The following is a 20235-nucleotide window of genomic DNA, read 5'->3' on the forward strand; positions in this document are numbered from 1 at the left end:
GCCCACTGACCTCGCTGAATGGAGGCTCAGAGTCGCAGCTACCTTGCTGCTGCTGTCGCTGAGTGCCTGCGCGCAGGCACAGTCCTGCCACCGTGACAATCCGCTGCGCTCGACCGGAACGCTCAATCTGCGGATCGACAACGACATGTTCGGCGGCATGGGACAGGATCAAGGGTACTCCAACGGGTTTCTCGCCAGTTGGGTTTCCCCCAACCTCGTGGACTATAGCGATGACCCTTGTCTACCGCGTCTCGTCCGTGGGCTGAATCGCTTTCTCACGATGCTCCAACCCCAAGGCTTCGACGAACAGAACATGACCATCGGCTTCGGGCAGATGATGTACACCCCGAACGACAAAACGCGCAGCGATCTCATCAAGGATGATCGTCCTTTCGCGGGCGCCTTGATGTTGAGCCTTGGCTATAACGCGAGGCGGGGCGATACGCTGCGCACTTCGCAACTCCGCGTGGGGGTGGTGGGGCCCTCCTCCCAGGCCAGGCAAGTCCAGAACTGGTGGCATGACACCGTCGGAGTGGACAGATTCAATGGCTGGAGACATCAACTGCGCGACGAACCCGTGCTGCAGTTGCTCCACGAACGCCGAACACGAGTCATCAGGCAAGAAAACGTCAGCGGTTGGGGTTGGGATCTGACCCGCCACTGGGGCGGCAGCTTGGGCAATTTCGCCACCTACGCGAATGTCGGCGGAGAACTGCGCTATGGCCTACGCCTGCCGGACGACTTAGGCACCGCACCGCTGCGCCCGGCTGGAGAAAACACCTCGCCCGTGCGTAAGACCGCTGGCAGCAACTGGAACGGGCACCTGTTCGTGGCACTCGACGGTCGCTGGGTTTTGCACGACATCACGTTGGACGGCAATACGTTCAAGTCCAGTCATAGTGTTGATAAACGGCCATTCGTGGCCGATGTGGGCTATGGCATCGCGATGACTCAGGGCAACTGGCGCATCGCGATAGCCCGCTACCACCGCACCCGCGAATTTCGTGGACAAAAGGAAATCCCGGTCTACGGAACGATCACCGTAGGACGGCGATTCTGATGCAGATCGATTCCTTGAACGCCATGCAAGCCACTCTGTTGCTGTTCATGACAAGAGCCTGGTTGCTTGTGGAGCTACCACGTCGACGCAGTACTGCCAATGCCGTCGTCATTAGCCAGTTGGCAAGGTGAACACAGCGAGCTGAACGATAAGGCACCCGCGCTCGATAAGAGACCAAGGACAACAAATAAGGAGATAAATGGATGCAACGACTCACCCTGGCCCTACCCGGCAATGAAGATCTGGCCCGCGGCATCGCGCAGGCATGCGGCAGCGAAGCCGGCCGCATCGAAACGCGCCGATTCCCCGATGGCGAGAGCTATGTCCGGTTGCATGGCGAACCTGCCGATCGGATCGTGGATGTGATTTGCACGCTGGCCCATCCTGATCCGCAGTTCCTGCTTCTGGCTTTTGCCGCTGACGCGGCGCGCGAACTTGGCGCGCAAGAGGTGAACCTGATCGCACCGTATCTGGCCTACATGCGCCAGGACAAGCGATTCCATGACGGAGAAAGCGTGACGTCGCGGTCCTTCGCACGTCTGGTCTCATCGACCTTCGACAAGCTGCTCACGGTGGATCCGCATCTGCACCGCTATCCGACACTATCAGCGGTCTACACGATCCCCACCATCACCTTGCATGCCGCACCACTGCTGGCCGACTGGATCGCGAATCATGTCGAAGAACCTTTGATCGTGGGCCCCGACGAGGAAAGCGAGCAGTGGGCCGGCGCCATCGCGTCCCGCATCGGCGTACCGCACGCTGTGCTTCGCAAGACACGCCATGGCGATCGCAGCGTGGACATCGATGTTCCCGACCTGTCGATCTGGCGCGGCAGAACGCCGGTGCTTGTGGACGACATCGCATCATCAGGCCGCACGCTCGCCGTCGCGGCGCGCAAGCTCGCCGAGCAAGGAATGCGCAAGCCGGAGTGCGTAGTGGTGCATGCCCTGTTCGCCGAGGATGCCTGGGCCCAATTGACACCGTTGTTTGCCCGAATTACGTCCACCGACGCAGTACCGCATCCGAGCAACCGGATTGGTCTCGCTTCGCTGATTGCCGACGCTCTCTCTAGCGGGAAAACCGATCCGCGAGGCTGATCTTTTTATCGATCCAACTATTTTCAAGGAGACCTGAAATGTCCTCTCAAGCTAACCTCGCAACCGATTGGCGTGCTGGTTACGGGCCCATCGCGCACAGGTCTGAAACCATCGAACGTATGCAGGCCCTAGTGCAACGTCTGGTCGCGCAAAGGCGTATAGCAGACGAAGCCTCGGCCCATGCGCTGCTGGCTGCAGCCGACCGGGTGGCCTGCACGGCCATGAGCGTAGTGGCGCATATGACCTATGCCCGGCGCATCGACCGAAGCGGCTGCCCACTGGGCTCCGATGATTTCAAACAAACGCCCGAAGGCCACACCGGCGGCTCGCTCAACATGGTGCCAGCCTTCGTGGGTTATCTGTTGGCCAACGCGCTGACCGGGACGACACGCGGCTGGCTCATGGGGCAGGGGCACTGCGTGGCCGCGATCGAGGCGGTGAACGCACTGACCGGCGATGTATCCGCCGCCCAGCGTGGACGCTACGACCGCAGCGAGGCGGGCCTGTCGCTCCTGATCGCGGACTTCTACTCCTATGCCATCGATAAGCAGGGTCGGCCCGCGGTACCGCTGGGTAGCCATGCCGGGCCGAACACGGCCGGCGCGATCTCCGAAGGCGGCTATCTGGGGTTCGCCGGGCTGCAGTATGTGCACACGCCGTTGCCGGGAGAAAGCCTGGTGGCATTCCTCAGTGATGGCGCTTTCGAGGAACAACGTGGCTCGGACTGGGCGCCGCGCTGGTGGCGCGCCGAGGACTGCGGCTTCGCCATCCCGGTCATGATTCTCAACGGACGGCGCATCGAGCAGCGCACCCAGATCGTGCAGGAAGGTGGCGCTGCCTGGCTGGCCGAAGACCTGCGCCACAACGGCTTCGATCCCGTCATCGTCGATGGACGCGATCCAGTGGCGATCGCATGGGCCATTGTTGAAGCCGAAGACACGCTGAGCGCCTTCGCTGCACGCTCGGATCGGCGCTATCCGGTCAAGCTGCCTTACGTGATCGCCGAGACGGAGAAAGGTTTTGGCTTCCCGGGCGCGGCGACCAATGCCGCCCACAACCTGCCGCTGAACGGCAATCCGCGCGAGGATGCGCAGGCACGCGAGGCCTTCAACGCAGGGGCTGCGGCGCTGTTCGTGCCTGAGAGCGAACTGGCAAACGCGTTCACCGTCCTGGCGAATCACGGCCAGAGCCAGCGCTCGCGCGAAAGCGAGCACCCCATGGCCCGACGCCATCCAGCGAGCCCTCATCTGCCGATGCCGGCCTGGGTGCCAACCGAGGTGTCGGGCAGCGCCATGTCCGCACTGGACCGTTGGTTCGTGGAGCTAGTGCAGGCAAATCCACAGTTGCGCATCCGGATCGGCAATCCCGATGAACTGGCCAGCAACAAGATGGGTGCCACGCTGGCGCTGCTCAGGCACCGCGTCAACGTGCCCGAACCCGGCGCCCCGGAATCGACGGATGGCTCGGTGGTCACCGCACTCAATGAAGAAGCCGTTGCGGCCGCCGCCCTCGCCAACAAAGGGGGGCTGAACCTGATCGTCAGCTACGAGGCCTTCGCGGTCAAGATGCTTGGATTGATGCGCCAGGAGATCATCTTCGCGCGTCGGCAGAAGGAACTGGGCCAGCCGCCAGGCTGGATCTCCGTCCCGCTGATCGTCACATCCCACACCTGGGAGAACAGCAAGAACGAGCAGTCACACCAGGACCCGACCATTGGCGAAGCATTGCTGGGGGAGATGTCGGACACCGCACGCGTGTTGTTCCCGGTGGATGCCAACACGGCGTGCGCCGCGCTGCGAGCGGTCTACGCCAGCCGGGGCCAAGTGGCTTGTGTTGTGGTCTCCAAGCGCGACACGCCGAATCACTTCAATGCCGCCGCCGCTCAATCGCTGATCGAGCACGGCGCAGCCCATGTAGCCGGCGATCCGGCTACAGCACAACTGCAGTTCGTGGCGATTGGCGCCTACCAGTTGGAGGAAGCGCTCAAAGCCCACGCCCGCCTGGGGCACCATGGGTTTACGTCGTGCGTCACCGTGGCGATCGAGCCCGGCCGTCTGCGCATTCCACGAGACGACCTTGAGGCCGCCTTCGTGCTCGGTGACGAAGCACTGCAAGCGCTCTTCCCGCCTCACCTGCCGCGCGTGTTGATGAGCCATACCCGCCCTGAGCCGATGCTGGGCGTGCTGCGCCGCATTGACAGCGGCCCCTCGAAGACGCGGGCTTTGGGCTACATCAACCGCGGCGGCACACTCGATGTGGCTGGAATGCTGATCGCCAACCGCTGCACCTGGGCGGACGCCATCTATGCGGCTGCGCAAGTGACCGGCTGGAACAGTTCGCAGGTTGCTGCGGCCGCGACCGACGCGCGAATTTCAAGTGGTTCTGACGCGGTCCGCGGCGACCGCGCCGGTTCCTGATTTCACAACCCACCAACAAGAGAGGAGACAAATACATGCTCTCATTGACCAGCCTGGGTGGTGCCGGCACCGTCACCGGCTCCAAGCACCTTATCACCCATGGCAATACCCGCATCCTGATCGACTGCGGACTGTTCCAGGGATTGAAAAACCTGCGCGAACTTAATTGGCAGCGCCTGGCCGTTGAACCCAAGGACATCGATGCGGTCGTACTGACGCATGCGCACCTGGATCATTGTGGGTATCTGCCCCGATTGGTGCTGGACGGGTTCCGCGGGAAGATTTTCTCGACCTCAGCCACGCGAGATGTCGCCGAACTCATCCTGCTCGACAGTGCCTGGTTGCAAGAGAAGGACGCCGAGTTCGCCAATCGAAAAGGATTTTCCAAACACAAGCCAGCCCTTCCGCTGTATCGGGTTCGGGATGCAGAACGTGCGCTCCTGCAGTTCAAACCGGTGCCGCTGCATCAAGAGACGGAATTGCCGGGCAATGCCCGTCTACTGCTGCGCAGCGCTGGTCACATTCTTGGGGCGGCGACGGTTCAGATCGACATTGGCGGCAAGCGTTTGGTGTTCTCCGGCGACCTGGGGCGCTATGACGATGTGGTCATGCCTGATCCTGAACCCGTCACGGCAGCGGACTACATCATCATCGAGTCCACCTATGGCAATCGTCGTCATGACCGTTCCGATGCCGTCGAAGCGCTGGGCGACATCATCGAGCGCACGACTCGCCGCGGAGGCACCGTAGTGATTCCCGCTTTTGCCGTTGGACGCGCGCAGTCGTTGATCTATGACCTATGGCTGTTGCGACAGCGCGGTCGGCTCCGCACCGTGCCCGTCTATCTGGACAGTCCCATGGCCACCAGCGCAACTGCGCTGCTGCACCGCCATGCCGACGACCACAAGCTCGCACAACACGATTTCGAGGCGGCATTCTCAGAAGTCACATACATGCGCGACGTTGAAGAGTCCAAGGCGCTATCGGCGAATCGCTACCCCAAGGTGATTATTTCCGCCAGCGGCATGGCCACCGGTGGCCGCGTGCTGCATCACATAGAAGCGTTTGGCGGCAGTCATCAGAACACGCTGCTGTTCTCTGGATTCCAGGCAGCAGGTACGCGCGGACGCAAGCTGCTTGAGGGCGCTCGCGAAGTCAAAATTCATGGGCGCTGGATGCCGATCAAGGCGGAGGTCGCCGAGCTTGCGATGTTGTCGGCTCATGCCGACAGCGATGAACTGATGCGTTGGCTGGGCGGCTTTACCCGGGCGCCGGAAGGGGTGTTCATTGTTCATGGTGAATCCAATGCCTCCGAGGCGCTGCGCGAACGTATTCAGCGCGAACTCAAATGGCACGCATCGGTGCCCATGCAAAACCAGGAGTTCGCCCTGTGAGTGCCCGCATCACTCCCCAGACACCCGCCTTGCAAGCATTGCGCATGCGACTGCATGCCCAGCATCAACCCGTCGTCTTGATGCGTACCGATTGCCATGTCTGCCGTGCCGAAGGGCTGGCACCGCGGTCACAGGTACTGATCATTGCCGGCGACCGCACTGTGCAAGCGCTACTGTACCAAATCGACAGCGATCTGCTCAAAACCGGACAGATCGCTCTGTCCGAGGCCGCCTGGGATGCCCTGGACATTCATGAGGGCGATCTTGTGCAGGTTCGGCATCCTCCGCTGCTCGAATCGTTGTCGGCCGTGCGTGCGCGAATTCACGGCCACCGACTGCAAACGACGGAGTTGCAGGCGATCGTCCGTGATGTGGTCGATGGTCGCTATACCGATGTCGCACTTTCGGCCTTCCTGACCGCAACGGCGGTACTGCCTCTGGATATGCAAGAGACCATCCATCTCACCCGTGCGATGGTCGATGTCGGAGATCACCTGCAATGGCAGGCTCCGATTGTTGTGGACAAGCATTGCGTGGGCGGATTACCGGGAAATCGCACCACGCCGTTGGTGGTTGCCATCGCCGCAGCCAATGGATTGGTGATGCCCAAGACCTCATCACGCGCCATCACCTCTCCCGCTGGCACCGCGGACACCATGGAAACGCTGGCTCCTGTAGACCTGGACCTGGATACGCTCAGAAAGGTCGTGGAGAAAGAGGGTGGATGCGTGGCGTGGGGCGGCGCGATGCACCTCAGCCCCGCGGACGACATCTTCGTGCGTATTGAGCGTGAACTGGATATCGACACGCAAGGACAACTGATTGCCTCGGTGTTATCCAAGAAGATTGCAGCAGGGGCGACCCACATCGTGATCGATATTCCGGTTGGGCCAACCGCAAAAGTCCGCAGCCGGGAAACTGCCGAGCATCTTGCGCATCACCTTTCGGAAGTCGCCGCGTCATTTGGCCTTGTATTGCGTTGCCTGTTTACAGACGGGAATCAGCCTGTCGGCAGAGGTATCGGCCCGGCGTTGGAGGCGCGCGACGTGTTGGCCGTATTGCGCAACGAGGCGGATGCGCCGCAAGACCTATGTGACCGCGTGGCGTTGGTCGCGGGCGCGGTGCTTGAGCTTGGCGGTGTCGCCAAAGAAGGGGACGGACTTCGGTTGGCTCACGAGACGATCAGCAGTGGCCGCGCCTGGGAAAAATTTCAGAGAATCTGCGCGGCTCAGGGGGGATTTCGTGAGCCGCCCCAAGCTCTCTATGTCGAACCGCTTTTGGCAACCACTTCAGGCCGAGCAGTACACATCGACAACCGTAAGCTGTCCCGTTTAGCCAAATTAGCCGGAGCGCCTGAGAGTCCAGCCGCAGGGATTCAATTGCAAGTGCGCTTAGGTGACGAGGTAACACGCGGACAATCATTGATGTTTTTGCATGCGCAAACCTCTGGAGAGATGGCCTATGCACTCGCATACGTGCATGACATTGGTGACATCGTAAAGATTGAACCTTAGCGCCGTAGATAAACAGGGCTCTTGAATGCTCAGTCAAACACAGCCCGGCCTCTCGTTTGGAAAAGTTGAACGCCTACATCTCGTGCTCAAAGAGCATATGCAAAAAACATCGCCTAGAAGTTTTCAACCTGCATAGCGTGGAGCAAATAGAAGGAGGTCGTCAGCGTCTGAATAGGAACATTGCTCATGGAACTGCGACACCTGCGTTGCTTTATCGTTTTGGCCGAAGAGCTTCATTTCACACGGGCCGCCGAGCGCCTGCATATCGAGCAACCCCCTTTATCTCGCGCCATCAAAGAGCTTGAAGACGAACTGGGGGTGGTACTTTTCGACCGAAATCGCCGTGGAACCGTTCTGACCGCAGCAGGTGCTGCCTTCTTGCAGGATATTCGACGCCTGCTCACCGTCCTGGAGCAGGCACGAGAAAACGCCAAGGCTGTCGCCTCAGGCTTGCGAGGCAGCTTGCGCATTGCAGTGTCCGATGGTGCGATCGATCCTCGACTGTCAGCATTTCTGGTCCGCTGCCGCGCAGAGGAACCGGAGATAGAGATACGCCTATCCGAGGTGCCGTTGGCCGAGCAGCTACGCGGCTTGCGGTCAGGCGACTTCACGATCGGATTCGCGCACACGGCCGAAGTCGGTGACGACATTGTTGCCGAACCCATCTGGCGGGATCCGTTGGTGATCGCCGTGCCAGCTCGGCACGCGCTGCTCGTCCACAAGAAGGTCCCACTTCATGAACTCCGGGGGCATCCGCTTGTCTTGTGCGACCCTCACGCATGCGAGGGGTACTGCCGCGAATTGGGGCGGCTCTTGCAGGTGCTGGAGCACAAGCTGAACATCGTCGAGGAAGTGTCTTCGCTGGACATGATGCTCACGCTGGTCGGTGCAGGATATGGCGTCGGCTTCATGACGGCGACCAAGATTCCGGTCTGCCAATGGCCGGATGTGGTGATTCGTCCCTTGGCGATGGATTCCGCGGTGATCACCACCTACTTGCTTCGGCCTGAAAGCAACAGTTTGTCGGCTTCGCTGGAGCGGTTTATCGCTCGGTTACGCGACTCGTCCGACGGTTGACGGAGTCCTGCCGGCGGACATCCTCAAGGATCGGTTTCGGCACGCAGATTGCGTTCGGTCGCCGTCATCAGTTCAGCCGCGCTTATCCTGAGCGCCGTAGAAATTCTCAGTATGAGAGGCAGTGTGGGCACGTGCTCACCGCGCTCGATCTTGCCCATGTGCGAGCGCGAGATGACTGCCCGAGACGCGAACTCGTCTTGCGCGACTCCCTGAGCGACGCGGGCAGCGCGCACGGCCTGTCCGAAGGCCAACGCCGACTCGGATTCATACGTTGATGTGCCAGTAGGGCGGCCTGGCTGGATTGTTGATTTCTGCATTAGCAGAAGCGTCAAACAATCTTCCAAAATTAACCACGTTATTTTTAACGACGTTAAACTTCACTCTTAACCACGATGTTGGTTCGCCTTCCTGGCCAGATCGCTTCTTGGGGGTCCTCATGCATGCCACCAGCCAGTTTTCTCATTTCAGGCTTGCTATAGCACCCGGGGTGCCGTCCTCATGCCTCTCCACGCTTCTCGCCCTGCAGCGCACGGAAGAGCCGGACACCCCCATCGCCTTCTTTGAAGCCTCGGGTGACGACCTGGTGATCGGCCTTGAAGAAGGCCGCTATGACGCAGGAATATCGCTTCGGCACGTGAGTGCTCCGTTCCTGAGAAGCCAGCCTTTGTGGATCGATAACATGGCTGTCGCCATGCCATTGCGGTCTTCCTTGCTTGGCCGGGCAACGCTCACGACCGCCGAGGTTCTGGACTACCCCGGGTTTCGCTGGCAAGCAGAGACCTGCCCGCTGCTGGATCAGCGGTTGTCCTCCTTCCCGCCGCTGAGCGAGCAGAGCATGCAGCATGTCACTTCGTTTGAGATTTTGGCGCTATGGGTCGCCGCTGGCTATGGCGTCGGGATCTCTGCGCAATCGCGTATTGAGCGCGCCCATGCCTGGGGCATCACCATGCGGCCGCTTTCTGATGCTCCCTACGAGGTCGTGACACATCTGCAGCGGCCCAGGGAGCGAGCCAGCGCCATTTCTGAGCTGTTCGAGCGCAGGGCGATGCAGGTTGCCAAAGATAGCGCGGCCTACTCGAATACCCGATAGCTCACTCGCGCTGCGTGCTCTCCACTCAGATGCCGACGCCAGGCATCCGTAATCGGCGCGGGAATTCACTGCTTCCTGGTAATTGCAACGGCACGCGCTGTCAATGCGCCAGCATCGCGTTTTCATCTCTGGCAACATGACGAATTAAACCGGCCTTATGGAGATGCCAATGGTTGGAAGTAGTTGGGACCGAGTACCCATCGACTCGCAAAGCATCGATGCGCCACTGTCGCGCGCGGCGGTGTTTCTCACATTGACGGTCGCCGAGGGCCGAGAGTCCCTGCAGGCGGTCGCCGGCGTCCTGGACGGCCTGGACGACCTGATCAAGACGGTGGGCTTTCTTCGCGATCTCAACGGCCGGCTGTCGTGCATCACCCCCCTGGGATCGGCGCTGTGGGACCGTTTCCAGGCCGGAAGGCGCCCGAAAGAACTGCGTCCCTTCGCACCCATCAAGGGCGCGAAGCACACCGCGCCGGCCACGCCCGGCTCATATCCGGGCCGAGGGCGAGGACCTCTGCTTTGAATTCGAGCGCCTGCTGTTGGACCAATTGGGCAGCAGCGTGACGGTGGCCGACGAGGTGGCGTGCTTTCGCTATTTCGACTCCCGCGATCTCCTTGGCTTCGTCGATGGCACAGCCAATCCGACCGGGCACGAAATCGGCGCATCCACGCTGGTCGGCAGTGAGGATCAGGAATTCGCCGGCGGGAGCTACGTGGTGGTGCAGATGTATCTGCATCAAATGCAGCCGTGGGCTCGGCTTCCCGAGGACCAGCAAGAGCAGATCATCGGCCGGGAGATCGTCAGCAATATCGAATTGCCCGATGCGACGAGCGGCCAGAAGTCGCACAAGACCCTCGCCACGATCGTGGGTGCTGACGGTACCGAGCACGACATCCTGCGCGACAACATGCCCTTTGGCCGCCCCGGCCAAGGCGAATACGGCACCTACTTCATCGGCTACTCCAGGCATCTGTGCGTCACGCAGAAGATGCTGAAGCGCATGTTCCTCGGCGATCCGCCGGGCATGAACGACCGCCTGCTCGATTTCTCGACGGCGCACACTGGTGCCGTGTTCTTTGCGTCCGCCCCGCGCACGCTGAGCGAACTCGTGCAGGCTGTACAAGCGTAGCGCGGGGGCCGCAAGGCGCCCGCAAGGGCTGGTAGCCCTATGCGCCGTCCAGAACCACGGCGCTGTCCACCATTCGGCGAACGCTCTGCCGCACCTCCTCTGGGATAGGCCGCGGTGGGACTGTCTCTGGCGCATTCGCATGGAACTGGCCGCTTGCGATGACCTGGACCACCATGCCCAGATTGCTTGGCGTCACCAAATCGATGGCCGCGCGATCGCCCAGGTCCGGGTGTGGCCGGGTCAGCATGCGGTAAAGCTCCCACGAATCCGCTTGCGGACACTGGCGCATGAGCACCTGGGCCAGCTTGTGCTTGAGCGGCACCAGTTGCCAATCGGGAACTCGCTGGCCCCGGTTGCCCAAGCTGACGGATAGCAGTTTGCCGGCCTTCAACTCGCGGTTGATCTGGTCTTTGGACTTCCCGGCCAACTTGCCGAACAGGGGGACCGGCAGGCTGCTCGGCGATTCATAGATGGCCAGCATTTCCTCGCGCTCGCGCTGGATGGCAGATACTTCCGGTTCTGGCGCATGCGTCGGAGGCGGCGGCACCTGCGACAGCCGCTGGAACGTGATGCTCCCGTCGTTCGGCGTCACGACGATGGGAGCGGTCACCATCGACGGAACGGGTGCCGCAGAGGACGCTGCAACGATGGCGTCGGGCTTGTCCTCCTCTGCCATGGCCGGCACGCCCTCGATGTGAATGGTGAGGTGCGCGCTGGCCGCCTCCACCTGGCCCTGTTCGAGCAGGTCGAGGCGATCCGCCCAGTCCTGCATCATCCGGCGGCGCGGCTCAACGTACTTGGCATGGTTGTAAGCCGAACTCACCTTGTTCGGGTCGGAGTGCGAGAGCTGCGCGTCCACCCAAATCTTGGGGTAGCCGATCTCGTTGAGCGCCGTCGAAATCGTTCCCCGGATGCCGTGGCCGGTCAGTTGGTCCTCGTAGCCCATCCGCTTCAAGGCGGCATTGAGGGTGTTCTCGCTGATGCGCTTCTTGAGTTCGCTGCGGTGCGCCAGCAGGTGGCGCTGGGCCGGCCGTATCACCCCCAGAAGGTAGCTCACGATCTCGATGGCTTGAAGGGACAGCGGTACGATGTAGGGCGGCACATCCTGGGGGCGCTTGCCGGCCTTGCGCATCTCATCCTGAAGCTGCTTGACGATCTGGGGCGGAATGATCCAGAGGCCGCGGTCCAGGTCGAACTGATCCGGGGTCGCCAGCCGCAGCTCGCCGGTTCGCACCCCGGTCAGGAACAGCAGCCGGATGCCGAGCTGGGTCTGCCAGCCACGCGGGTTGTAGAGCCGGAGCTTCTGAAGGAATTCCGGCAGCTCGGGCAAATGCAAGTACGGGTTGTGGTTCACCGGAGGCTTGGGCTCCGCCACCACATCCAGGTCAGAAGCCGGATTGGCCTCCAGCCCCTCGACGATCACGAGGGCATAGCGGAACAACTGGCTCAACCAGGTGCGGACCTTTTCTGCCGTGGTGAAAGCCTTGCGTTCCTCGATTCTTGCCAGGACGCCCAGAAGCTGGGGCCGGCGAATGTCGTAGATCGACATCTTCCCGAGGGCGGGCAGCACGTCCTTGCCGAAAATCCGCAGGATCTGCGAGAGGGTGCTTTGACGGCCTTCCTTGAGTTCCTTGCGCCGATGCTCGACCCAGGCATCGAAGACCGCCTTGAACGTGTAGTCGGCCGCCAGCTTCACGGCATGGCGTTTCTGCTTGCGGTCGGTGTGAGGGTTGATGCCCCTAGCCAAGAGTGCGCGGGCTTCGTCGCGCAAGGTACGCGCTTCACGCAGGCCGATCTCGGGGTAGTTGCCCAGGGAGATGCGCTTTTGCTTGCCGAGCCAGTAGTAGCGCAGGTGCCACGATTTGCCGCCGGTAGGGGCGACCACCAGGCCGAGGCCATCGGTATCGGGGAGGCTGTAGGTTTTGTCAGCGGCCTTGGCTTGCCGCACAGTCAGATCAGAGAGTGCCATCATCGAAGCTCCTAAGTCTTGGACTTAGGCCCGATGCTGCTGGTCATCCCGATCCAACCCCAGCAACAAACCGGAACCGGCACCGCCCGCATTCTTTGGCCTTGTTTTTGGCCTCAAAAACGCTGGCTGTCGGTGGATTCCAGTGGCTTTTGCTGGAATGAAAAAAGGAGCCGAAGCTCCTCTTTTCAACGACTTACAGACCCCAGTGGAAGTCTGTAGATCATAATTTGGAGCGGGAAACGAGTCTCGAACTCGCGACCTCAACCTTGGCAAGGTTGCGCTCTACCAACTGAGCTATTCCCGCGTTGTCTTGCGACTGATTGCATTCGACTGATCTCATTCGATGCGAACTGGCATCGCGTAAAATCAGTCAAGAACGAAACTATATCAGGCTGCCAAACGTAATGTCAAACCCGTCGGCGTCATCCACCGATACGGACATGCTCAAGCCGATTGCGGCGGACCTCACGGCCTTGAACACCTTGGGCCTGGCTTGTTCGGCCCAGGCCTACGTACGCATTGAATACCTTCGCCAGCTTCCCGCCTTGTCGGCGCTGGCGCGGCGCCATGGGCGAGTGTTCGTGCTGGGCGGTGGCAGCAATGTCGTCCTGCCTTCGGTCATGGCGGGCCTGGTCGCGCATATGGCGATCCCCGGCATCAGGCTGTTGGACACACGGCCCGACGCCTGGATCGTCGAAGCCGGCGGCGGCGAAAACTGGCATGGGTTCGTGGCGCACTGCCTGCGCCACGGCTGGGACGGCCTGGAAAACCTGGCGTTGATACCGGGCACCGTGGGTGCCGCGCCGGTGCAGAACATCGGCGCGTACGGCGTCGAACTGGACCAGCGCTTCCTTGGCCTGAGTGCCTGGGATATCGAGCGCGGCGAGATGGTAGAGCTATCGGCGCGGGATTGCCGCTTCGCCTATCGGGACAGCCGGTTCAAGCATGACGCCCCGGGCCGTTGGGCGATCGTCGCCGTGCGCTTCGCGCTGCCCCGGCCGTGGCGACCGGTGCTGGACTATCCGGATCTGCAACGGCATCCTGCACTGGGCAGCGGGGCCGACCGGTCAGCCCCGCCGGCGAATGGCGCGGGGGTTTCCGCCCGTGCGGTTTTCGATGCCGTCTGTGCGATACGCCGGGAAAAATTGCCGGATCCTGCCGTTATCGGCAACGCTGGCAGCTTCTTCAAGAACCCTATCGTGAGTGCCGATCGGTATGCCGCCTTGCGCCAGCGCTTTCCCGGCCTGGTGGCTTATCCCCAGGCGGACGGACGCTGCAAGCTGGCGGCCGGATGGCTGATCGACCAATGCGGATGGAAAGGGCGCACGATGGGTGCCGCCGGCGTACACGACCGCCAGGCCTTGGTACTGGTCAACCGGGGTGGGGCCCGCGCGGCGGACATCATGGCGCTGGCCGATGCCATTCGGGCCGACGTCAAGGCGCGTTATGGCGTCGAGCTGGAACCGGAGCCCGTGCGTCCTTGATCTGCCGCGGCTTGGTAGTACCGGCAAGGTCGCGGCTATCCGCCGCGATCGCGCTATAGCCCCAGCACGCCTTGCATGTCGAACAAACCCTGCGTTTTGTCGCGCAGGAAGGCGGCCGCCCGCAGGCTGCCCTGTGCATAGGTGGAGCGACTGCTGCTACGGTGCGTAATCTCGATGCGCTCGCCGGTGCCGCAGAAGTAGACGGTGTGGTCGCCCACGATGTCGCCGCCGCGCACTACGGAAAAACCGATGGTGCCCGGCTCGCGCACGCCGGTTTCGCCGTGGCGCGTCCAGGTGGCCACATCCGGCAAGTCCACGCCCCAGGCCTTGGCGACGGTTTCGCCCATCTTCAGCGCGGTGCCCGAGGGCGCATCGACTTTCTTGTTGTGGTGCGCCTCGAAGACCTCCACGTCGTAGCCGGAATTCAGGATGCGCGCGGCGACCTCCAGCAGGCGCAGCGTGGCGTTCACGCCTACGCTCATGTTCGGCGCGAATACGATGGCGATGCGTTGCGCGGCCTGCGCGATGGCGGCTCGGCCGGCGTCATCGAAGCCGGTGGTGCCGATGACGGCCTTGACCCCATGCCGCACGCAGGCGTCGAGGTGTCGCAGCGTCCCTTCGGGCCGCGTGAAATCGATCAGGCAATCGGCGCCGGCCAGGGCCTGGAGATCGTCGGTAATGGCGACCCCTGTATCCCGTCCCAGGAACGCGCCGGCATCCTCGCCGATATGGCTGCTGCCCGCGCGATCGAGGGCGACGGCCAGCGTCATGTCGGGGTGTTCCAGGACCGCTTCTATCAGCATGCGGCCCATCCGGCCGCCTGCGCCGGCAATGGCGATGCGCATGGGAAATTCCTTGTCGTTGGTGAGTTATCGCGTTACGTGCATCTGCCGGAATCCGCTGGCACTGGCGTTTGTTCTGCCGGCTGCGTGGGCGCGGCCGGTCCGGCCGCGGCCTACTGCGCCGCGCCGGCAGGCGTCCCGGGCTGCGCGGTGCGGGACGTGCCCGCGGGCGCGGACCCGGCGGGCGAAGCCTGGGCCGGCGTATTGCCCGACGGACCGGCGGCCGCGGGGCTGTTGCCGGACGAGGTAACCCCCGCGGGCAGCCCGCCGCCGGCAGGGCCGACAGGCCCCGTGCTGGCCGGAGCCGGATTCTGCGGCGCGGCACCGCCATTGCCGGGGGCCTTGGCCTGCGTGGCCTGATCGTTCGCCAGCTGGAAGGGCTGGACGTCCGGCTGCTTGTCGCCCTCCCAGCGGGTGAGCTTGTCGTTCTCGAAGAAAACGGTGAACTTGCGCTCCTGGCTGGGCCCGTAGCCCGGCTTGAAGTAGTATGGGTAGTCCCAGCGGTCGGCGTGGAGCACGCTGGTCAGCGTGGGGCTGCCCAGGGCGAAGCGCACCTGTTCGCGCGTCATGCCGGGGCGCAGCAGGGCAACCTGTTCACTGGTGATCCAGTTGCCTTGCTGAACCGGCGCAATATACGGAAAACCCCATTTGCCGGAGGAGCATCCCGCGAGAGCGGCAGCGATCGCCGTAGCGGCGATGGCCGCCCTCAGGCAGCGGGATGTGGATCGTACGATTCTGGACACTCGGGGTTCCCCGTAATGGATACTGGCAAAACCGTTATCATAAAGGTTTATCAAGTCATTCCGCGTGGCGTAGGCGACAGGGCGCGAAAGCGCAGGGGAATCGGGTCGGCGGCTACGCCGCCCAGGTTCCCGCCGGGTCGACGGCGCGGAACTCTCTCTACTGGACCATGACCGATCAAAGCGACCTCAAGACCATGGGTTTGAAGGCCACCTTTCCGCGCCTGAAGATCCTGGATATTTTCCGCAAAGCGGAGCAGCGCCATCTTAGCGCGGAAGACGTTTACCGCGCCCTGATCGGCGAAAACGTCGAAATCGGGCTGGCCACGGTCTATCGCGTGCTCACGCAGTTCGAGCAGGCCGGTATCCTGGCGCGCAGCCAGTTCGACAGCGGCAAGGCCGTTTTCGAACTGAACGATGGGGATCATCACGATCACCTCATCTGCACGAACTGCGGCAAAGTCGTTGAATTCAACGACATCGATATCGAAAAGCGCCAGCACAAAATCGCCAAGGACAACGGCTTCCTGCTGGAAAGCCATGCGATGGTGCTGTACGGCACGTGCGGCGACTGCGGCAGCCGGCGCTAGCGTTGAGGGCACCCGGGCCTTGAGGGGCCGGTAGGCGCCCTCGGGGCCCCGCCGGTCGCCCAGGGCGCGCCCCGGGGACGCCCTGAGTCCACCCCGGCCTTCATCAGGCGCCGAGCATTTCGCGGGCGTGCTGCCGCGTGGTGGCTGTGATCTTGATCCCGCCCAGCATGCGCGCAATCTCTTCCACGCGAGCATCGGCATCGAGCTCCACGATGCGCGAATGCGTGGTGCCCGCCTTCTCCGCCTTGCTTACCTGATAGTGCGCGCCACCACGCGCCGCCACCTGGGGCAGGTGGGTCACGCAAAGCACCTGGTGACGTTGGCCGAGTTCTCCCAGCAGGCGGCCGACAACTTCCGCCACGGCGCCGCCCACCCCGCTGTCGACCTCGTCGAAGATCAGCGTCGGCACGCGCGCGGCACGGCTGGCGATCACGGACAGGGCCAGGGAAATGCGGGAAAGCTCGCCGCCGGACGCCACCTTGGCCAGCGGGCGGGGCGTGGTGCCGGCGTGGCCGGCTACCAGGAATTCCACCGCGTCGTCGCCCTGCGCCGACGCGGCCGCCGCTTTTTCGACCGATACTTCGAAGCGGCCGCCTTGCATGGCCAGCGTCTGCATGGCTTCCGTCACGATCTTGCCGAGCTCCTTGGCCGCTTTGCGGCGGGCGGCCGACAGCTTGCCGGCCGCCTTGGCGTAGTCGGCCTGCGCCGCTTCGGTCTGCGCACGCAGTGCATCGACGTCGGCCGCCGCGGACATCTCAGCCAATTGGCCGCGCAACGATTCGCGCAGGGCGGGCAGGGTTTCCGGCTCTGTCTTGAATTTGCGTGCCAGCTCGAAGACCGCGCCCAGTCTTTCCTCGGCCTGCGCCAGCCGGGCGGGATCCAGTTCGACCCGGCTGACATAGTTGTTCAGGTCCGAGACGGCCTCGGCAATGGCGATGCGGGCGGATTCCAGTTCTTCGCACACGCCCGCCAGGGCAGGGTCGTGGCGGCGCAGTTGTTCCAGCACATGCACCGCCGAGACCACGCGGTTGTGCGCCGATTCGTCGTCACCGTCCAGCGCCTGCAGGGTGCGCGACGCGCCATCCAGCAGGGACTGCGCATGCGCGAGGCGGGTATGTTCGGTCTGCAGGGCTTCCCATTCGCCAGGATGGGGATCGAGCTTGTCCAGTTCGTCGAGCTGCCATTGCAGGCGCTCGCGGTCCGCCTCCAGCGAGGCGCTGTCGCGTTCCACGCTTTCCAGCTGCCTGGCGAGCTGGCGCCAGCGCTTCCAGGCCTGCGCGACCGTCTGGCGCAGTTCGCCATGGCCGCCCTGGGCGTCCAGCAGGTCGCGTTGGGCGTCCGGCCGCATCAGGCTTTGATGCGCATGCTGTCCGTGGATGTCGACCAGGCTGTCGCCCAGTTCGCGCAACTGCGCCATGGTGGCCGGCACGCCGTTGATGAATGCGCGGCTGCGGCCTTGCGGGTCGACCACGCGGCGCAGGACGAGTTCTTCTTCCGCATCGATTTCGCGTTCGGCCAGCCACTCGCGCAGATGGGCAGGCGTGTCGAAGACCGCGCTGACATCCGCGCGCGCCGCGCCTTCGCGCAGGACGGATGCATCGGCGCGCTCGCCGAGGGTAAGCGCCAGCGCGTCGATCAGGATGGACTTGCCGGCGCCGGTTTCGCCGGAAAAGACGGTGAAACCGGCACCGAAATGGATGTCGGCTTTTTCAACGATGACGAAATCCCGGATATGCAGCGTGCGCAGCATGGCGGCGTCATTCTCCGCTGTCCGTGGCCTGCGGCATCAGGTTCCAGTGGAGCTTGCGGCGCAGGGTGGTGAAGAAGCTGTAGCCTTCCGGGTGCAGAAAGCGGATGGTGTGCGGCGCCCGCCGCACGACGATGCGGTCGCCCGGTTGCAGATCCGACCAGGTTTGCATGTCGAAATGGCAGGAGGCGCCGTGTTCGACGCGGCCCATGCCGGTCAGCGTCATGGTCAGTTCGCCGTTGTCCGGAATGACGATGGGGCGATTCGACAGCGTCTGCGGGGCGACGGGCACGAGCACCATGGCTTGCAGGCCGGGATGCAGGATGGGGCCGTTGGACGAGAGCGCGTAGGCGGTGGAGCCGGTCGGCGTCGCCACGATCAGGCCGTCCGCCCGCTGGGTATACATGAATACGCCGTCCAGTTCGACGCGGACTTCGATCATGCCCCCGCGGCCCGCCCGGTTGAGCACCACGTCGTTCACCGCCGAGGCATTGAACATCTGGGTGTCGCCGCGCCAGATGCTGCCTTCCAGCAGCATGCGGTCTTCGGCCTCGAAATTGCCTTCCAGGACCCGCGCCAGGGCGTTCTTGGCGTCATGCAGGGGGATGTCGGTGATGAAGCCCAGGCGGCCATGGTTGACGCCGATCAGCGGCACGCCGTAGGGCGCCAGGTAGCGGGCCGCGCCCAGCATGGTACCGTCGCCGCCCATGACCACGGCCAGGCTGGCGCGCTGGCCGATCTCGTCGATGCCGGCGACGGGAAATTCCGCCAGTCCTGTATTGTGGGAGGTATCGCGTTCGATAAGCACGCCACGGCCTTCCTCGGTCAACATCTGGGCCAAGGCGCGTAGCGGCGCATCCAGGCCGGTGTCCTGGTACCTGCCGATGAGGGCGACGGTGGGGAAATGCATGCTGGAGGCGAGCTTCCGGGGTGGGTTTAGGCTAGGATTCAACGATTATATGGGGCCATATTTGCCTTTGCGGGACAAAATTGGCACCGTTGCAAAAAAGATTCCATAAAATAACGACATGGACGACCGCGCACGCGCACTGCTCAAGGCGTTGATTGAACGCTATATCGCCGACGGCCAGCCGGTCGGATCGCGCACCCTTTCCAAGGTGTTCGACCTGTCGCCCGCCACGATACGGAATGTGATGGCGGATCTGGAAGACTCCGGCCTCATCCATAGCCCGCATACGTCATCGGGACGCATCCCCACGCCGCGCGGCTACCGCCTGTTCGTCGATTCCCTGCTCGCGGTGCGCAGCTACGACATCCAGCCGGAACATATCCGCGAAAGCCTGCCGGCGGCCGAACCCGCGCGCGCCGTCAACGCGGCGGCGGCGCTGCTGTCCAACCTGACGCAGTTCGCGGGCGTGGTGCTGACGCCCAAGCGGGCCCAGGTGTTCCGGCAAATCGAATTCATCCGGCTCTCCGACAAGCGCGTCCTGCTGATCATCGTTACCCCCGACGGCGACGTGCAGAACCGTATCCTGTTCGTGCAACGCGACTATGCCGAACACGAACTGCTGGAGGCCGCGAACTTCTTCAACGTCCATTTCGCCGGCAAGTCCTTCGACGCAGTGCGGCGCACCCTGGCTACCGAGCTTGCGCAACTGCGCGACGATATTTCGCGCCTGATGCAGGCGGCGGTAGAGGCCGGCACCGAGGCCATCGAGGATGGCGACGCGGTGGTGATCTCGGGCGAACGCAAGCTCCTCGACGTGACGGACATTACCTCGGACATGGACCGGCTGCGCAAGATGTTCGCGCTTTTCGAGAAAAAAACCGACCTGCTGCAGCTGCTGGATGTCTCCAGCCGCGCGCAGGGTGTGCAGATCTATATCGGCGGCGATTCGCAACTGGTGCCGCTGGAGGAAGTCTCCGTCATCACGGCGCCCTATGGCGTCGACGGCAAGGTGGTCGGCACGCTGGGCGTGATCGGCCCTACCCGTATGTCCTATGAGCGCGTTATTCCCATCGTCGATATTACGGCGCGCCTGCTGTCCAACGCCCTGAGTCATAACCACAAATAAACCGGCGGTCCCTGCGGGGGACGGCATGGCTGGCGAGGTATCCGC

General features: G+C 63.0%; 18 protein-coding genes and 1 tRNA gene. 12 read left to right on the forward strand and 7 right to left on the reverse strand.

Features of this window, described 5'->3' with window-relative positions:
- The first annotated feature begins 43 nt into the window (after positions 1–43).
- The 6 genes from CAL28_RS06695 (at position 44) to CAL28_RS06720 (ending at position 8562) form a co-directional block, all read left to right on the forward strand.
- Positions 44–1060 carry a lipid A deacylase LpxR family protein gene (locus tag CAL28_RS06695; RefSeq protein WP_003296535.1) on the forward strand — a complete coding sequence of 339 codons (1017 nt, stop codon included), beginning with the start codon at positions 44–46 and terminating at the stop codon, positions 1058–1060.
- 203 nt (positions 1061–1263) lie between these two features.
- On the forward strand, positions 1264–2160 hold the full coding sequence (locus CAL28_RS06700; RefSeq protein WP_003050021.1) for a ribose-phosphate pyrophosphokinase: 897 nt from the start codon (positions 1264–1266) through the stop codon (positions 2158–2160).
- A gap of 38 nt (positions 2161–2198) precedes the next feature.
- Positions 2199–4577 (forward strand): D-xylulose 5-phosphate/D-fructose 6-phosphate phosphoketolase, encoded by a 2379-nt coding sequence (locus CAL28_RS06705; protein WP_012112371.1) that lies wholly within the window; start codon positions 2199–2201, stop codon positions 4575–4577.
- Between the two features lie 35 nt (positions 4578–4612).
- Positions 4613–5971: an MBL fold metallo-hydrolase gene (locus CAL28_RS06710; protein ID WP_012112372.1), complete on the forward strand. Its 1359-nt coding sequence runs from the start codon at positions 4613–4615 to the stop codon at positions 5969–5971.
- Positions 5968–7485, forward strand: coding sequence for a thymidine phosphorylase family protein (locus tag CAL28_RS06715; protein WP_046482877.1), 1518 nt, complete (start codon positions 5968–5970; stop codon positions 7483–7485). The genes CAL28_RS06710 and CAL28_RS06715 overlap by 4 nt, the downstream gene beginning before the upstream one ends.
- A gap of 186 nt (positions 7486–7671) precedes the next feature.
- Positions 7672–8562 (forward strand): LysR family transcriptional regulator, encoded by an 891-nt coding sequence (locus CAL28_RS06720; protein WP_012112374.1) that lies wholly within the window; start codon positions 7672–7674, stop codon positions 8560–8562.
- 23 nt (positions 8563–8585) lie between these two features.
- Here CAL28_RS06720 and CAL28_RS06725 read toward each other — a convergent pair whose 3' ends face one another.
- Entirely contained in the window at positions 8586–8879 is a 294-nt protein-coding gene (locus CAL28_RS06725; RefSeq protein ID WP_012112375.1) for a helix-turn-helix domain-containing protein, read from the reverse strand.
- Between the two features lie 119 nt (positions 8880–8998).
- Here CAL28_RS06725 and CAL28_RS06730 point away from each other — a divergent pair, with 119 nt between their 5' ends.
- From CAL28_RS06730 to CAL28_RS30290, 3 genes are all read left to right on the forward strand, one after another.
- Entirely contained in the window at positions 8999–9652 is a 654-nt protein-coding gene (locus tag CAL28_RS06730) for a substrate-binding domain-containing protein (RefSeq protein ID WP_012112376.1), read from the forward strand.
- Positions 9653–9821: 169 nt separating this feature from the next.
- Positions 9822–10175 (forward strand): Dyp-type peroxidase domain-containing protein, encoded by a 354-nt coding sequence (locus CAL28_RS30285; RefSeq protein WP_425357293.1) that lies wholly within the window; start codon positions 9822–9824, stop codon positions 10173–10175.
- A 16-nt stretch (positions 10176–10191) separates the two neighbouring features.
- On the forward strand, positions 10192–10782 hold the full coding sequence (locus CAL28_RS30290; RefSeq protein WP_269475623.1) for a Dyp-type peroxidase: 591 nt from the start codon (positions 10192–10194) through the stop codon (positions 10780–10782).
- 37 nt (positions 10783–10819) lie between these two features.
- Here the strand turns inward: CAL28_RS30290 and CAL28_RS06740 are convergent, their stop codons facing one another.
- Together CAL28_RS06740 and CAL28_RS06745 are read right to left on the reverse strand one after the other, a co-directional pair.
- Positions 10820–12751, reverse strand: a complete 1932-nt coding sequence (locus CAL28_RS06740) for a tyrosine-type recombinase/integrase (RefSeq protein WP_197913183.1) — start codon at positions 12749–12751, stop codon at positions 10820–10822.
- A gap of 228 nt (positions 12752–12979) precedes the next feature.
- Positions 12980–13055 (reverse strand) — tRNA-Gly (locus CAL28_RS06745).
- Between the two features lie 100 nt (positions 13056–13155).
- On the opposite strand from CAL28_RS06745, the gene murB reads away from it, so the two are divergent.
- Entirely contained in the window at positions 13156–14235 is a 1080-nt protein-coding gene (murB, locus tag CAL28_RS06750) for a UDP-N-acetylmuramate dehydrogenase (RefSeq protein ID WP_094840685.1), read from the forward strand.
- A gap of 53 nt (positions 14236–14288) precedes the next feature.
- Here murB and dapB read toward each other — a convergent pair whose 3' ends face one another.
- Both dapB and bamE read right to left on the reverse strand, forming a co-directional pair.
- Entirely contained in the window at positions 14289–15080 is a 792-nt protein-coding gene (gene dapB, locus CAL28_RS06755; protein ID WP_094840686.1) for a 4-hydroxy-tetrahydrodipicolinate reductase, read from the reverse strand.
- Between the two features lie 110 nt (positions 15081–15190).
- On the reverse strand, positions 15191–15811 hold the full coding sequence (bamE, locus tag CAL28_RS29970; protein WP_254926041.1) for an outer membrane protein assembly factor BamE domain-containing protein: 621 nt from the start codon (positions 15809–15811) through the stop codon (positions 15191–15193).
- 176 nt (positions 15812–15987) lie between these two features.
- On the opposite strand from bamE, the gene fur reads away from it, so the two are divergent.
- Positions 15988–16407, forward strand: a complete 420-nt coding sequence (fur, locus tag CAL28_RS06765) for a ferric iron uptake transcriptional regulator (protein ID WP_094840687.1) — start codon at positions 15988–15990, stop codon at positions 16405–16407.
- A gap of 103 nt (positions 16408–16510) precedes the next feature.
- Here the strand turns inward: fur and recN are convergent, their stop codons facing one another.
- Together recN and CAL28_RS06775 are read right to left on the reverse strand one after the other, a co-directional pair.
- Positions 16511–18157, reverse strand: coding sequence for a DNA repair protein RecN (gene recN, locus CAL28_RS06770; RefSeq protein WP_094840688.1), 1647 nt, complete (start codon positions 18155–18157; stop codon positions 16511–16513).
- A 7-nt stretch (positions 18158–18164) separates the two neighbouring features.
- Positions 18165–19064 carry an NAD kinase gene (locus tag CAL28_RS06775; RefSeq protein WP_094840689.1) on the reverse strand — a complete coding sequence of 300 codons (900 nt, stop codon included), beginning with the start codon at positions 19062–19064 and terminating at the stop codon, positions 18165–18167.
- A gap of 118 nt (positions 19065–19182) precedes the next feature.
- On the opposite strand from CAL28_RS06775, the gene hrcA reads away from it, so the two are divergent.
- Positions 19183–20190 carry a heat-inducible transcriptional repressor HrcA gene (gene hrcA / locus CAL28_RS06780; RefSeq protein ID WP_094840690.1) on the forward strand — a complete coding sequence of 336 codons (1008 nt, stop codon included), beginning with the start codon at positions 19183–19185 and terminating at the stop codon, positions 20188–20190.
- Positions 20191–20235: the final 45 nt, after the last annotated feature.

Origin of the sequence: Bordetella genomosp. 11, assembly GCF_002261215.1 — a bacterium.
In the GTDB taxonomy this organism is placed as follows: Bacteria; Pseudomonadota; Gammaproteobacteria; order Burkholderiales; family Burkholderiaceae_B; genus Bordetella_C.